Annotated in this window: 7 protein-coding genes; 5 read left to right on the top strand and 2 right to left on the bottom strand. The window is 63.9% G+C overall.

The window, feature by feature from the left end; all coding sequences use genetic code 11:
• Positions 1–67 precede the first annotated feature (67 nt).
• Positions 68–11,473: a LysM peptidoglycan-binding domain-containing protein gene (locus AC0L3H_RS00765; RefSeq protein ID WP_473584136.1), complete on the top strand. Its 11,406-nt coding sequence runs from the start codon at positions 68–70 to the stop codon at positions 11,471–11,473.
• Here the strand turns inward: AC0L3H_RS00765 and AC0L3H_RS00770 are convergent.
• Entirely contained in the window at positions 11,446–12,408 is a 963-nt protein-coding gene (locus AC0L3H_RS00770; protein ID WP_473584137.1) for a LysR family transcriptional regulator, read from the bottom strand. The two genes, AC0L3H_RS00765 and AC0L3H_RS00770, sit on opposite strands and share 28 nt — an antisense overlap.
• Positions 12,409–12,447: 39 nt before the next feature.
• Positions 12,448–13,035 (bottom strand): L,D-transpeptidase, encoded by a 588-nt coding sequence (locus AC0L3H_RS00775; protein WP_473584138.1) that lies wholly within the window; start codon positions 13,033–13,035, stop codon positions 12,448–12,450.
• Between the two features lie 356 nt (positions 13,036–13,391).
• Between AC0L3H_RS00775 and AC0L3H_RS00780 the strand changes: the two genes are divergently transcribed.
• The 4 genes from AC0L3H_RS00780 to AC0L3H_RS00795 are packed head-to-tail and all read left to right on the top strand — an operon-like array spanning position 13,392 to position 16,209.
• Positions 13,392–14,039, top strand: a complete 648-nt coding sequence (locus AC0L3H_RS00780) for a type III secretion protein (protein WP_473584139.1) — start codon at positions 13,392–13,394, stop codon at positions 14,037–14,039.
• A 20-nt stretch (positions 14,040–14,059) separates the two neighbouring features.
• A complete protein-coding gene (locus AC0L3H_RS00785) occupies positions 14,060–14,737 on the top strand; it encodes a hypothetical protein (protein WP_473584140.1) in 678 nt (225 codons plus the stop codon).
• A 15-nt stretch (positions 14,738–14,752) separates the two neighbouring features.
• Positions 14,753–15,586 (top strand): type III secretion system inner membrane ring lipoprotein SctJ, encoded by an 834-nt coding sequence (gene sctJ, locus AC0L3H_RS00790; protein ID WP_473584141.1) that lies wholly within the window; start codon positions 14,753–14,755, stop codon positions 15,584–15,586.
• Between the two features lie 50 nt (positions 15,587–15,636).
• Entirely contained in the window at positions 15,637–16,209 is a 573-nt protein-coding gene (locus tag AC0L3H_RS00795; protein ID WP_473584142.1) for a SctK family type III secretion system sorting platform protein, read from the top strand.
• Positions 16,210–16,212 lie beyond the last annotated feature (3 nt).

The following is a 16,212-nucleotide window of genomic DNA, read 5'->3' on the forward strand; positions in this document are numbered from 1 at the left end:
GGCGCGGGGGCGTTGACGGCACGCAGACTGCCCGAACCAGGACTGGACCGGCTCCGGAGGTTGTTTGATGATCCGCCCGATTAACACCGTCAAGCTGCCGCCGCCGCCCAGGGTCGATCCAAAGGCCCAAGCCGAGCAGACCACGCGGCTGCGGGCGGAAGCCACGAAATTGCAAAACGAAATCCGGCTCGCCAACAGGATGGGCGAGGTCGACGCGGCCGCGGGCGCCCGCCAGCGGTTGACGCAGGTCAATGCGGAGCTGACGACGGCGCAGCCGACTGCCCCGGCGCCGCAACAGACTACCCAGTCGCCACAGCCGACTGCTCCGGCACAGCCAGGACCGGAGCTGCCTGCCGCGGTCACCACGGCAAACGGCAATGGCGGCGTCACAGCCGCGCCGGCGCTTTTCGCGATGCAGGATTCCGGCGGCGCGCCAAACCTCCTGCTGGCCAGCGGTGGGCCGGATAATGTTTCGCCGGAAGTCAAGGCAAACGACATCCTCAAGGCGATCGATGGTGGCAAAAGCATCGACAACATCGCCGCCGAGCAGGGCCTGGCTCCCGAGGATGTGGTGGCGGCTCTGAATGCCGGCGGCATGACGGCGGTAGCGACCGAGCACGCCAACGGCGACACCCGCACGGTGGTGATCACCGCCGGAAACCGCACGATCACCGAAAACCAGGATTATCAACACGGCGGCTACTATACCCAGGAGACCGGCCCCGACATGCAGGCGACCTCATCGCCGATCCGTGACGATCTCGGCCGCAAGGAAACCACCAGTGTCGACGCACAGACCGGCGCGATCACGACGACGCTCGTCGATGATCTCGGCGACGGCGCGGTCACCGAACGCACGTCGAACCCGCAGACCGGCATCACCACCACCACCCACACGGCTGCCGACGGCACCGTCACGGTGGAGAAGGCCCTGCCGAACGGCGCAAAGGTTGAGACGGTAACGCCCAACAACAGCGTCGCCTTGCCGGTAACCACGGTCACGGGGCCGGATGGCGACGAAGTAATCCTGGCGCAGACCCAGACCGCCGACGGCTCGGGCGCGGCGTCGATCCAGGAGCAGCTTGCCGAGGGCATGAGCATCGAGGAGATCGCCGAGGCGAGCGATCTCACGCCCGAGCAGGTGATCGCCGAGCTGAACGCCGCCGGCCTCGAGGTGACGCAGGGCGGCGACCCGGGCGAAACCCTGCAGATCGTCGTCACGGATCCGGAGACCGGCAGGACGGTCACCTACAACAACGACTACCAACACGGTTCGACTTCGGCGACGACCATCGAGGGGAATACCGAGACGACCGATACGGTCGACGGCAATGGCAGGACCAGCCACACCGAGCGCAACACCGAGACCGGCGAGCAGACCACCACCATCGTCGACCCTAAGAACAGAACCGAAACGACGATCGTCGTCGACAAGGACGGCCGTCGCACCGAGACCATTGTCGAGACGCTGGGGGATGGCGAGCCGATCGATTACGAGGTCCAACCCGGTGACAATCTGAGCGACATCGCCGAGGCGCATGGTGTGACGCTGGAGGATCTCGCCGAAAGCAATCCGGAGCTGTTCACCTCTCCGCGCGATCCCGACCTTATTCATCCCGGGGAAACCGTGGTGATCGAGGGCGGTACCAACACCACCGTCGAGGTGACGTTCAACGGCTATACAATGACCACGTCGCCGGACGGCAAGATCACGCTGACCAACGCAACGACCGGCGCCGTCACCGATATCGCGGCCGGCACCGCGCAACAGGCGCTCGCCGAGCTGCTGCTGGACATCAACCCGAACAGCAGTGACCCGCAACAGGCCAAGGAAGACCAGATACTCAAGACGATGCTGGACGGCATATTCGGCGGAGCGACGCCAGAGCTGACCACGGAGGCGCTTGAAAAGCAGCAGGCCGTGGTCGCTGCAATGGAATTGTATGGTCCGGGACAAGACGCAACCGGCGCGACTCTCGACGGTGGCCCCACGTCGGTTGGTCCCTACGGCAACCCACCGTCACCCACGGCTCCTTCGGGCGGGAAGTGGGTGCCATTGCTGGTCGACGGGAGCTGGAAATGGTTCGACCCGGAGGTGGCCAAGGCGATCGCAGCCGAGAACGTGGCGATTGCGAACTTCGGTGAGGCAGAAGCAAAGGCTGCGCAGAGCGCGGCACAGCTCGACGTCTATGCGCTGGACCCTGAATTCAAGAACGCCATGGACGGTGCCGAGTCAACGCTCGACGCAGCGTTGGCGCCTTATGGACTGGATTGGAAGCCGCCCGAGCCGAAGGGCACGCTGGCAGATGCGCAAAGCCGGTTGACCCTCGCCAACAACGCCCTTGAAAGCGCCAGCACCGCCCGGGTCAAATACGAGCAGGGCCAGAAGTCACTTCTCGAAGCGATCGACAAACAGGTAGACCTGCCGACGCTCAGCGATCCCAACCAGACGGCTGTCAGCAACCCGGATGGCCCCAGTGCCGAGGAAACCAACCAACATGGAAAGGCCGCGCACGCGGAGGTCGCCGAGCTCTTTACAAACGTTTCGCTACACACCGCAAACGGCAACAAGGCCACGATCGATCAAATGATCAGCTCGACCGAGCTGGAGCTGAAGCTTACCAATGCCAAGCCTGGAAGCCCAGAATACACGGCCATCGAAGAGCGGCTTGAAGGTCTGCAAACGCTCCAGGGGGCAGCGGCCAATCAGGTGACCCTGGCCGAGGCATATCAGGAGTATGGGGTTGGACAGGCAGAGGCGGCGGATCTTGCCGTAACCATGGAGCCTCTCAAGCAGCAACTGCTTGCGCAGGCGCAGGAAAGAAACCCGCACCATTTCGATTGGGAAGGCTATACCAATGGACATGGTGACTTTACCGGCAAGATAAAATCGCAGCACATCATTGAGGAGAACGGTCAGCTCTATGTCGTTACCGAATATGAGAACGCCACTTTCACCGACGAGAACGGTGATGACACCAACATACATAAATCTGCCCTGACATATGACCTCAACGACGAGGGTATCAGGGAAGATTTCCGCAACAATCCGCTCAACAAGCAGTGGCAGGAGATGCTGGCCTCGACGCAGGACCTATCGGCGCCGGTATGCACAGCCAATGCAAACGGATCGCAATCGGCGCTGGACGCTGCCAGGTCGAAGATTGTCGGCGTGCAGGTCGACCAGCTTGATGCCGGGCTGAGAGATGCGAAGACGGCGCTCGCCGATGCGACGACGGCACGCGACCAGGCGATCACCGACTACGGGCCGGGAACCGTAGAGGCGCCCGCCGGCACGCTCAAGCCGGGCGAGACGGCGGTGAAGATCACGGTGAACGGCCGCGACCTGTGGGTCGCGCCGGAGGTTGCCGCGGCCTATGAAGAGCAGGGGCCGGGCGCGATCGGCGACAGCGGCAAGTGGGTCCAGATCGAGATGGACGGCCAGAAGCTGTGGGTGCACCCCGAACTTGCGGCCGCGGAAATCGATCGAGGCCAAGCGGAGACCGAAAAGAACCAATTGGAGGACTGGGAAGAAAACGTGCGGCCGGCGATGGTGGCGGGGCGCGACTGGTACGCTTTTTCCGCAAGCCACCCCAAACTTCTCGAATACGGTTCCGCCGATCATGAGGCGAAAGTCAAGTACGAGTATTTTGAAGAACACAAGGACCAGGCGCTGGCTGGATATCAGGTCCAGTTGGAGAACCTCTACGAGGCCGGCTTCACCGGCGAATACGAGACATATACGCCGGACCAACTCAGCACTGCCGTTGGTCAGACCCTCGGGCCCGAGGCGTCGAGTGAAGACGTCCAAAAAGTCGCCGAAGAAATCACCGACCGCGGCGGCGACGACGCCGAGGTCAAGATCGTACCGATCTTCTCCCTCGACGGCGGCAAGGAATCGACGACGGCTTTGTTCGCGATCAAGAGCGGCGGCGACGAAATCGGCTATGTCGACAGCTCGGGCAAATATTACAGCAGCTTCGACGAATTCCAGCACGAGAATCGCCTGTTCAGCGACAAAGGCAACCTGGTCATGGCCAAGGGCGGCGACATGTCGCTCGGCAAGGATGGCTTTTCGCTCGACGAACTCGAAGTGGCCGACGCACGCAAAGTGGATTTCTGGGACAAGGCCAGCGACATAGGCTTAGGCCTTCTGGCGGGCGCCGCAACCATCGTCTCGTTCGTGCCGGGCGGCCAATGGGCCATTCCCATCGCCGTCGGCGCCGGTTCAATCCTTGGCGGCAAGGCTCTGATCAAAGAGGGTGATCACCTCCTGCAGGGCGGCGACTTCGACAGCCAGTCGGCCTGGAATGTCGCGACCGGCGTAACCGCATTCCTGCCCGTGGGCGCCGGCGCCCTGCGCACGTACGGCCTGGCAAAGACCGGCCTGTCAGGGCGCCAGGCTTTCGCGGGCGGCTTCGGGATGACCCACATGGAGAAGGCCAACTGGGGCATCGGCAGATTCCAGGTGAAGGTAGAGAAGGCCTCTTACGCCGATGACGTCTCGGCGTTCATGCAAAGCGGCAACAAGCTGACCAACGCTGCGTGGGGCCTCGATGCCGGCGCCGTGGTTACCGGTGTTCCGCTGCTCGGCAAATCGGTGGAAGATCTGGCGGCGCATGGCGGCGAGATGTCCCTGCTCGAGCTCGCCAACGCAATCGTGGGCATAGGTGTCGGCACTGTCGGCACGGGGCTGGGCGGCCGTTCGCTGTTGTCCAACATGCCTGGAACGGGCGGTACTCGGAGCGGAACTTTTCCGGATTCGGGGCCGCAACCGCGGGCCGTCTACGAGATGGGCGCTGACGGTGTCTACAGGCCGACCGGCGAGCAGGTCATGCCGGACCCGGATGAGATCATCATCGACGGCGATGTGGCCGGCGAAACATCCGACCAGCAGAGAGCCGGTTTCAGCGCCCGGGACGGTTTTGACAACGCGGGTGCGGCTAACCGGCCAACCGGTCCACGGGCGCTGCCGGCGGGCGTGTCCGATGGTCCGAATCCACCGCCACCCACGGGCGGCAAGGGTGATCCATCAGGCGACGGACAATCGTCGAGGCCGATGGTCGTGCATGAGCAAGGCACTGACGGCGTCTATCGTGCTACTGGTGAGCTGGTCTTCCATGATCCCAGCCACCCCGTTATCGAGGGGAGGGTTGTCAGCGCCCACGACGAGGGGCCGAGCGCCCGTTCGCGGCTCATCTGGGACCCGGCGACCAAGACGTTCACCGGCACGCTGGACCCGTCCGGAGCGAAGCCGTCGGAAGGTGGCGCCGAAGGCACCCGCCCGTTGATGCGCTACACTGTTGGCAACCGCCATACCGGCGAGATGCTCGTCGATTTCAACCTGCCGGAAGGGCAGCGTGTTGTCGCCATACCCGAACCCAAGGCGATCACGGCCGCGCCGGAGTCGGTGCCGGCTGCTGTCGAGCTCGACCCTTCCTTGCCGGTGCTTTATCTCGGCGCCGATGGCCGCTGGACAGCCGATCCGAACGCCCGCACCGAGCCACCGGCCGTGACGGACACCGATCACCCCAGCCCGGTTCGCCCCGACGGCACGCCGGTCATCAACAATCGCTCGTCAAACCCCTACAGCTTCGGCCAGACGATCGCTGCAGTCAAAGCCGGCCTGCGGCGCATCGGCACGCGTTACGCGAATACCGAACCCCGCTATGACTATCCGAAGCTCGGCGAACTGGTCGACAGCATCTATCACCGGCCGGTTGCGCAGGACGGCGTCACCGCCGGACAGGACATCTATGTCGAGGCCGACGGCAAATACCGGCCGGCCAAGGTCGTCGTCGCCGGCCCGCAGGCGAGCATGACCCGCGACATCGTCCCCGAAATCGTCCCATTGGGCGAGCATGCCACGGAGGCCGGCTATTTGGGTTCCGGCAAGACCGTCGAGCGCGCCAAGCGCGGTTCGATAACCACGCCGAACGGCCAGCTCAGGGTCAACACCCCGGCACGGGAAGTCCGTACGTTCAAACCTGCCGACAATCCGGAAGTCAGCCGTCGCTCGGCGCTCGGCGAAACCCTGGCCACGACCTTGCCGGCGCTTCCCGACGATGCGGCGACGCCCGCGCCGACATGGACGCCCGAGCAGCTGGAGCTCGTCGGCGACTACCTCAATTCCCTCGAACGTTCCAGCGATCCTGTCGTCCGCGATGCGGTGACCATGACCAGGGTGCAGCTCGGCGGCAGGAGCCTGCCTCAGTCCGGCACGGAGATGACGCCGGCTCAGCATCATGCGCTTGGCGAAATGCTCAACGCCGACCGCAACAGCCTGTTCACCGGCTCCAAGCCGGCCGGCCAGCTTTCGAAGAACGGCCTGACGACCCTCCAGGTGTTCAGCGCGCAGGGCAAGCTGCCGCATCTGTCGCCGGGAGAAGTGATCGACCAACTCGGCCTGTCGTCCGACGCCAGGCTGCCCGGCGGCGAGCAGTTCCTTACCGCCGGGGCGCTGCCGGGAGAAGCCGGCTGGACTGATGCCGGCCGTGGCATCGTCGGCGATTACCTCAAGGCGGCGTCACGCTCCACCGATCCGAACCTTGCCGCCGCGGCAAATGCCGCCTCGCCGTTTTTCAAGGGGCGCGCCACCAAGCCCGGCAAGGCGGTGACCGCCGCGCAGCAGGATGCGCTCATGCAGGTCCTGCAGGCCGACAGTGGCAGCACGTGGGTCTACGGTCCGAAGCTTCAGCCGGGCTCTTCGTTCAAACCCGCCGGCGACCTTTCGCCGGAGGGCCGCTATAATGAGAAGGTTCTGTCCGGCCACGACACCTGGACGCCATATCTTTGGCGAGAGATGCGCGGTTACGCCGCCAACCAGCAGAAATCCGCGGACCCTGCTGTCCGGTCGCTCGCACACGCGCTGGAGAACGCGCTGCCCCCAAGCAAGCCCAAGGCCGGGACCGAGATCAACAGCGAGGTGCCCGTCGTGCTGGAACGGTTGCTGGATGCCGACAAGGCGAGTTCTTGGCGCGCCCCGACATTCTTCACCGATGCACAGGGGGTCTGGCGGTCCGACCGCGCCACTGTTTCCTGGTTCCTGCAGGAACACGAAGCCAATGTCGTGGGTGGCCCCTTACTGAACGACGCGGCGACCAACGGCGCCTTGCTGGCTGCCGGGGCTATCCTCGGCCCCGACGGCCGCACGATCACTCTCGGCGGATCGATACTCGGCATCGGCCTCAAAGTGCCGCTGCCCAGCCGGCAGGTCTATGGCGAGCTCAGCCTGAAGAACAATGGCCCGGACGGCACCGGTTTCCTGCTCCCGGTCCACCCCAACGACGCGAACGGCCAGAAACTTTTCGTCAATGGATACCGGCCGAATTTCGCTTATGACGAGGCGGCGGCTCCCTCCGCCCAGTGGGTCGCATCGGCGCCGATGCTGTCGAAGAACACGTTCCAGAGCGAAAAAGCCACTGGCGTTTCACTGTCCATCGCTGGCTTCTCTGTGAGTGGGACCTACGTCAATCGCACGCTGCGCTATCTCGGCGGCGAAGGCGGCCGGCCGGGATATACGCACCGGGAGCCTGGCCCGCTCAGCCAACGAGCAGCCTCTTTCTGGGAGGAGGCGGCGAGAGGTGGCGCCAGCCACTATAGCTCCGAAGGCAAGGTGCCTGGTTTCGAGGATCGTCTCCTCTTCCGCAACTACAACGTCATTGCGCCCTTGGGAGGCGGCAAGGAACCCTGGCGCGGCAGCCCCGCCTTCGAGGGCGTTCCGCGCGAGACGGGCGCCGGGCCGCTCAACCGCCTGGACCGCACGGACCACGGCGCCGGTCTCGCCGTGAACTATGGGCCATTGCCGCTAACGACGGTGGAACTCGGCTCGGTGAGGAAGGATGTCGTCCCGCATGCCCGCACCGCCCGCGCGCATCCCGGATCCTCCGAAGGCGCGCAAAAGGTCTTCTCCGCGCTGGACACTTCGGGGGGGCGACTGACGCCGGACGTTCTGCAGCATCTCGACGCCTATCTCGCCGAGGTTGCGGCATCGCCGCACGGCGATTTGAGGTTCGCTGGTCAGCGCGTGCTGGATGTGTTCCCGGAACTGGGCGCGGCGCCATATCCGGACCAACTCGCCGGCGGACGGCCAGACGGCATGAGCCGGCCAGCATGGAAAGCGTTGCGGCAACAGCTGGACCAGCAGGCCCGCAGCGAACTGACGCCCACGCAGGCGCATTACCTCAACCGGCTGCTCGAACAGGATGTGCTGCACAATTCGCCGCCGACCCCGCCGGCACTGGGCTCGGGACGACCGGATGGAACCCCGCCGCCACTGGGCCTAGGGCCGTCGGATGACACCCCTCCGGCACTGGGCCCGGGGTCGTCGGAAAAAACGGTTCGGATCGTGGACGAGAATGGCGAAACGGCCACCGTGAGGTATCTCGGGACGCCGCCCAAGAGCGCGGAGAACGTATACGTGCCGCCTGCGGATGGTCCGCAACTCCGCGGCGACGACCCGACCTTGGCTCACAAGTCGCATATTCTGCATCGCGATCCGGAAACCGGGGAGCCGGTGGTGCTGCCCTGGATACGTGGGGCTTCCGATGACCATGTGCCGGGGAGCCTTCCCGAGGAAGGCAATCTGCCCGTCGACGGCGCCGGCGACCCCGCAAGACCCTTGCGCGGCAATGTCGGCCCCTATGTTTTCCGCGCCGATACACGCGCGCCGAGCGAGATCAGGGACGCCGGCGGCTTCTCGCCGCCGCCGCCGACCGGAATCTGGGTGGACAATCCGCAAGGCATCGTCCTGAGCAACTATGTGCTGGGCAATACCCATGGCCGTTTCGTTGGCACCAGCCAGTCGATCTCGGGCGCCAAGGCTTTCGTTTCGGAAGAGTCACGGGCCGCGCGGCAGCAGGGCCATACCTATCTCTACACGCTCAATCCGAGTAGACCGCGCCTCCACGTCCCGACCGAGTTCGAGGCGATGGGCCGGCCGGTCAGCGACAGCATGGCCCGCGTCGACGAGACTGCAATCGACGGCAGCATACCATGGAACGAGGTCCATGGCTGGCGGATGATGGATCCGGACGGCAATTTCGTCGGTGAGTTCACGCGCAATGAGGATGCCGTCGCGCCTGGCGGATCGACACAAAAACGCCCGCAGGTGATCTTGCGGCCGGCCGACGAGTTCTGGGATGCGCCAGAACAGGCCGAAGCGCCGCCGCCGCCAGTGGCCGCGGTGGTCGGCCACGAAGCCCCGGCCGTGGCCGGCGAAACGCCGCCGACAGAGAATAGTGCTGCCGAAACGCCGACAGCCGCGACATGGCCGCCGGCGCCTGACCGGGGCAGGGCGGTTTTTGACCCCGTCAGCGGAAACATCATCAGCCTTGAGCTTCCGGCGAGTTTCGCCGCGGAGCCGGGATTTGCCGAACCTGTGCGGGCACCGACCGGGCCGGAGGTCAGAGCGCTTGCGGCCGATAAGATTGCCGGGCTGACCGGTCCGCAATTGCACGCCATCAAGCCGGAGAACATCGCCAAGCTGGCGCCTGAGCAGGTGGCTGCGCTGAGCCCCGAGCAGATCCGGCAGTTGACGTTCGATCAGCTTGCCGCGCTTCCACCGAAGCAGTTGCGGGCGCTGGGTGGCGAACAGCTCCAGGCGATCAGGCCAAGCAAATTGCAGGCTGTTGCCTCTGGCCGGATCACCGGCTTGCGGCCGGATCAGGTCGCGGCCTTCTCGCAAGAGCAACTCGCCGGATTGACCATCGAGCAGGTGCGCAAGCTGACGCCCGACCAGATCGCCAAGCTCAGTGACGAGCAGCGCAACGCCCTTACGCCGGAACAGGTCACCGCCATGCGGCCTGCCCAATTCAGCCATCTCAATGCCACCCAGTTTGCGGCGCTGGACCCAGCTCTCGTCGCGGCACGCAATCCTGCGACAATGGCAAAGCTGTCTCCACGCCACGTCTCGGCACTGACGCGGGAGCAGCTTGACGCTCTGACCATTCATCAGATCGAGGCGCTGACGAAACAGCAGATAGCGGCGCTGACGCCGAAGCAGCTTGGCGAGTTGAGCCCCGGCCAGTTGCGCAAGTTCACGCCCAGGCAATTTACCTGGATGTCGACGGAGCAAACGAACGCGCTTTCGGTGCTGCAGATGACCACTTATCGGGCGACCCACAAGAAGATCATGACGCCGGATCAAACTGCGGCCGTCGATCAGGCACTGACCCTCGCCCGCATCAAGGAGAACGTGCAGTTGGTCGCGACCTTTGGTCCAATGGCCGGCTCCTCCTACACGGTATGGCAGATACTGCCACCGCATTGGGCCGCGACGGCTGCGGGCGTTGCGTTCGGCGTGCGCGGCATCGTCTTCAGCGCGCAATCGGTCTTTCCGAACGCCACGGCAAATCACAAGCCGCTGGGACGCGCCCTCAATGCCGCGAGCGGGGCGTCGTTCATCTTCTCGTCTCCAGGCTCGGCCGCCGGGCTGCTGCGCGGCGACAATGTCTGGTTGAACGGCTCCTTCTCGCTGGGCAATGTGATCTACGGCACGAAATCCGCGCTGCAGTCGATCGCCGGACGGCCGGTGTTGCGGAACGTGGCCGAGCATCTGGCCGGTCCTGGTTATGTCTTCGGCTCCCTTCTCTACACGGCACAGAACCTGCACTCGCCGCTGGCCGCGACGGCGGGCGCCTTGTTCACCGTCGGCAGCGCCGAGTTCTGGGTGTCGGCCGCGCGCACCGATCTGCTCAACCGCCGGGCCGTGCCGAGGACGCCAGAGCAGATCGACGCCCGGGCAAAGTCCGACGCGCGCTGGGGGATCGCCGATCGCATCGCGCTTGGCGTGACCTTCGGCGTCGGCATGCTGCTGTTTGCCTGGGATACGCTGGACGACCAGCCATGGAACACCGGCAAGACGCCGCCGACCGACCCGACCGCGCCGGGCGACGCACCTTCCGGCGTCGATGGCGCGCTATCGGACAAACAGACCGCGCCGGGTAACGATCCTTCCGGTGTCGAGGGCGCGCCGCCGGACGAACAAACCGAGCAGCCTGATCCCGGGACGCAAACCCCGCCGCAGGACTTCCCGCAACTCGCCGTGCTGGCCGATTACGGCCTGAACTTGCGGACCCAGCCTGACGGGGATTCGACCGTGGTGACGGTTCTGCAACCCGGGAGCTTCGTCGAGCAGACCGCCGCGCCTTCGGCAGACGAGTCAGGGGAGGCCTGGATACCGGTCGAAGGTTTCGGGCCGGACGGCGAAATGCATAGTGGCTGGGTTTCCGGCGATCATGTCGAGGCGCACGCCCACGGCAGCAGCAACCCTGCGGGCCGCACCAATCCAACGCTGGAGCAAGACGGCTACCAGTGGGTCGAGGTCAAGAACGGCGACAGCATTCGCCTGATCGCCAGGACCCATTCTGCTGACGTGGCCGAGACGGTGGTGCTCAACATGGACCATATAATGAGCCCGGATGTGATCTTCTCAGGCGACCGCATCTACCTGCCGGCCACCTTGGTCGGCTGAGAAACCGCGGGCCTGAGCTTGTCGGTTCTCGCAGCATAGGCATGCGCAACGCAGCCGGCCAGCTTTGCCGCCCGCTCCGCTATCGGATTGGAGGGTTCGGAAGAGTAGGAGGCGGTGAACTGCAGGTCGGACGGGTGCCATTCGCATTCGACGATGCGCAGTTTTCCGCTTGCGAGATAGTCCTGGACGACTCCCTCGGGCAGCGAGGCTATGCCGATCCCGTTGAGTGTCATCGTGATCGAAGCGGCCAGCGAATTGGCCGGAAAGATGCGCGGCGTCTCTTCGAATTCGCCGGTGAGCTTGCGGTAGAGTTCGCTGTAGGGTCGCGTGGTGCGGGCGTAGCTGATGATCGGAAACTGCATCAGGTCGTTCAGCGTCACATTGCGCCGGTTGGGCAATTCCAATTGCGGCGAGCAGACCCAGACAAGCGGGAAGGACGGCATCTCGATATTCTCGATGCTGTACTCCAGGACAGGGCCCATCAGCACCGCAAGATCGAGCCGGTGTGACATGAGTTCGTTGCGAAGGGTCGTCGTCGCATCGACGACGATGTCGGTATCGACAAGCGGAAAGTTTGCCTTCAGTGCCGTGAGGAAATCCGGCAGCCAGGTGTGCACGATCGTTTCGGCGACCCCAAGCCTCAGCACCCTGGTCGTCTCTGAAGTCTCTGACAGAGAACTGGCCATCAGTTGCAGCCGCTCGGCGACGCGCAGGACCCGTTGGGCAGGCGGCAGCAGCCGTTGTCCCTCGGCGGTCAGCCTGACCGTGCTGCTCTGCCGCTCGAACAGCTTGGCGCCAAGCGCTTCCTCCAGCCCGGCAATTCGGGTGGACACCGCCGGCTGTGTGGTATTCAGGCGTTCAGCCGCCCTGCGAAAGCTTCCGAAGGTCGCCACCAGGAGAAAGGTTTCGAGCTGCTTGATGTTGAAAGGTATCACGACTGGGAATCACTCATTTGCGGCTTTCGGGAACGGCCATCAATGCCGCACAATGATCTGGCTGCCGATCTTCACGCGGTCATAAAGATCGATGACGTCATCATTGGTCATGCGAATGCAACCGGAGGAGTTGGCCAGTCCGACGGTCCATGGCTGGTTGGTGCCGTGGACGCGATAAAGCGTGTTGCCGATATACAATGCGCGCGCGCCCAGTGGATTGTTCGGCCCTCCCTCGACATGCACGGGCAGGAAGCGGCCATTTGACGCTTCCCTGGATCGCATTTCGGCCGGCGGCCGCCAATCTGGCCAGGTCTTCTTGGCCGAAATCGTATCGCGGCCGGACCATCCCAATCCCTCCTTTCCAACGCCCACCGCGTATCGCAGCGCCCTGCCGTTGCCCAAAATGTAGTAAAGCCGCCGCTGCGTGGTGTCGATAACGATCGATCCCTTCGGTTGAGCCTCGCTGAAATGCACGATCTCCCTGGGGATTGCCGACCAATCGCGCCGGGTTTCGGCATCGGAAGGCTGGTCGGGAGCGGAAGGGGAGACCAGCACATTTCTTGCCGGATCGTAAGTCCAGCTGCGTGGGTCATAACCGCTATTCGATTGGGCCTGCGCCGGCGCCATCGCGGCAATCGATAGGGCAGCGATCAGAAATGCACGCAACCTCTGGTTAAGGCGCGGGACAACCCGGGCTTTGCGTCCCGCAACCTTGACGGGAACAGGCAAGTTCGCAAGCAGAATCATGATTGCCGCCAAGACCGATCTCTCTTCTGCATCCAGGCGTTCAGCTGGCGATCACCTGATTCCAGCGCGCACCATATCGCTTTGCAAGCGGTTCGCAACGTTTGGCACCAAATGCTCGTTCGCATTCCAATTGGACTTCCAATTCAGCAATGTGCACGATAGAGTGAATCGGCGGGTAAACCATGCAATCAGCGACGCGAGCATCGCTCGTGCGTCTCTTTGCGATAGGACCAATTTTGACGGGACGCGACACCTGCCATGCGGATCGGTTCTCGGGAGCCAGGGCTGCTTTTGTCGCTTGCGGTCTTGCGATGATCCTGGCGTTCAGCCTTGCCTCGTCGCAGGCCAACGCCGCCGAACCGCGCTGGCCTGCCGGCCCGTACAAATACATCACCGTCGATCAGTCGGTGGCCGATGCGCTGGTCGAGCTGGGCCGCAACATGCGGGTGCCCATGCGTGTCAGCAAACTCGTAAAGGGACGTTTAAGCGCCGGCATGCCGGTTGGAACGGCCCGCGAGTTCCTGCAGGAGATTTGCGATCGATACGGGCTGGTCTGGCATTTCGATGGCATCGTCATGAACGTCGCGACCGAAGCTGAGGTCCGGACGGAAATGATCGCGCTTGATGCCAACACGGCTGCCGGTGCGGAAGATCGGCTTTCGCGGCTGGGCGTCGTCGACCCGAAGTTTCCGATCAAGGTGTCCAGGCAGGACGATGTTGTCTCGGTATCGGGGCCGCCGTCCTATGTCGAACTTGTCAGGAAAACACTGGGAGTTCCTGCGGCGCCGAGCGCGAAGCAGGATGTTGGCAAAGTTGTGCCGGTCCGCGTTTTCCGCGGCAGGCAGGCGGAGGCGCAGAATGTTCCCTCCGGCAAACCGAACTAAGCAAGCAGGAGGGCAAGTTCATGCAAATCGCGCCGATTGGAGCCCTGGAAGCCACGCTGGCGAACTTGACCACCAGCATGGCTTCGCAGCAGCCGATCACCGCCGGCGCGACAGCGCAGCCGGGTAACCGGATGGTGGGTGCCAATCAGGAAAAACAGGATGCCGCGAAGGTTAGTATGCCTGAACGCGGTGATGTCGCCGCGCGGGCAGGCCAGCAGGTGGCGCAGTCGTCTTCGGGAGCCAATCCGACGATGGCCGGACAATCGTCCAAACTGGAAAAGACCGAGCCGATCGCCGAACACAAGCTGTTCGACTATCTGGCCGAGGTGGAGAAGGCTGGGGGCGGGGCGCTCACGGATCCGTCTGCATTGTTCGGTTCTGCGGTTCAGTCGCTGGAAGGGACCATGCAGCAGGTCCAGAGGGCCCTTGGCCAGGCAAATGCCCCCCAGGCAAATGCCCCCCAGGCAAATGCCCTTGTGAGTGCTGAAACGGCCGCCATGCAGGATGGCGCCGGCAAGACCGCCCCGTCAGGCAATGCCCCGTCAGGCAAGGAAGACGAAAACGCCACCGCAAAAAATGCCGAGCAATTGCTCGAACGATCCATTTCGGTGATGTGGGCAGCCGCCAATCTCGAAGTGGTCACAAGCAGCGTAACGGCCGTTACGTCGTCCACCAGCACGCTGATTAAGCAACAGTAAGCCTACGGAGTGTTCGTGCACACGATAACCTTGCCGCGGCGGTCGACACTATTGAAACGATGCGGCGTCCGGTGCCGCGTCGCGCTCGTCGTGGTAAGCATGCTTGTGCTCCAGGCGTGCTCGGTTGAGCTGTATTCCGACCTCAACCAGCGGCAGGCCAACGAGATCGTGGCCACGCTGATGCGTCATGGCATCCCGGCCCAACGCGAGGCGGGCAAGGACGGCAAAATGACGGTTTCCGTACAGAAGGACCGTTTCGCCGAAGCCATGGCGATTCTCGACGAAAGCGGGTTGCCCAAACAGGAATTCCAGACGCTCGGCGACGTGTTCAAGCGCGACGGGCTGGTATCCTCGCCGGTCGAAGAGCGCGCGACGATGATTTATGGCCTGAGCCAGGAACTGTCGCAGACGATTTCGGACATCGACGGCGTGCTTTCCGCGCGCGTTCATCTCGTCCTGCCCGAAAACGATCCGCTGAGACAGCGGCTGGTGCCATCGTCCGCCTCCGTTTTCATCCGGCATCGCGCATCCGTTCCGATGAATGAGCTGATCCCTCAGGTCAAGATGTTGGTGGCCAAAGGCATCGCCGGGCTGACTTATGACAATGTGTCCATCACGCTCATTCCGGTGACTGCGGCGGTTCCCGAGCACGCAACCGGCGAGCCAGGTTTCACGACGTTCCTCGGCCTCTGGCTGCATCGCGACAGCGTCGCCGCCGCGATGTGGCTGTTTTACGGCATGATGGTGGCTATAGCGGCGCTGGCTGCCCGCCTGGCTTACGTCCAGTGGTATCGACGACCCGGTGTTTATGCGCTCGACGCTTCGGCAATGCCGGTGAAGAAGACATGATCCAGACCGGCTCGAAGCGAACTGCCAGCAGCCCGGAATGGCAAACATTCATGTCCAATCCCGCATTCTATGCGGATGCGGCCCGGCTGGCGCAGTGCTTTGATGGCACGGTCGGCGAGGCCGCCTGCGAGCGCATGTTGCGCTCGCAGCGCCTGCATCAGCGATTGTCAGTGCTTCTGCTCGACCGTTACGGCCTCAGCGGCGCCGTCGCCAACGAACCAGCCGATGAGACAGACCTGGCGATTGCCTTGTCGTCGGCTGAGGAGTTGGAGGAACTTGCGCTTCGCGCCGGCGCGATCTACTGGGCCGGCAGTCTGGCCGCCGTCATTGATGGACGACAAGCCGCCGCGTTGCAGGCAGCGCTCGGCGCGGAAATCTGCGCTTTCGCAGTCGCCAACCGCGATCTGGCCGGCCCAATGCAGCCGTTGGAGCCGCTTGAAGACATTCATCGTCGTGTCCATGCCGACGGCCTGCGTTGCCTTGGCGCCTGGTGTCAGGCGATGCCGGGCGAAACGAACATGCGGGTCCGCCTCAAGCTGATGCCGCATGAACTTGTCGACCAGCCGACAGCCGAACCATTTGCCAAAACTGGTCCGGCGATTGTTCGACGGGCGATGGGTTAGGCG

Source organism: Mesorhizobium sp. WSM4816 (assembly GCF_055811535.1).

Bases quoted from the DNA above. Each gene is read 5' to 3' on its own strand.
- AC0L3H_RS00765 (WP_473584136.1), top strand. From the start codon at position 68: ATGATCCGCCCGATTAACACCGTCAAGCTGCCGCCGCCGCCCAGGGTC.
- AC0L3H_RS00775 (WP_473584138.1), bottom strand. From the start codon at position 13,035: ATGGCGCCGGCGCAGGCCCAATCGAATAGCGGTTATGACCCACGCAGC.
- AC0L3H_RS00785 (WP_473584140.1), top strand. From the start codon at position 14,060: ATGCAAATCGCGCCGATTGGAGCCCTGGAAGCCACGCTGGCGAACTTG.
- AC0L3H_RS00795 (WP_473584142.1), top strand. From the start codon at position 15,637: ATGTCCAATCCCGCATTCTATGCGGATGCGGCCCGGCTGGCGCAGTGC.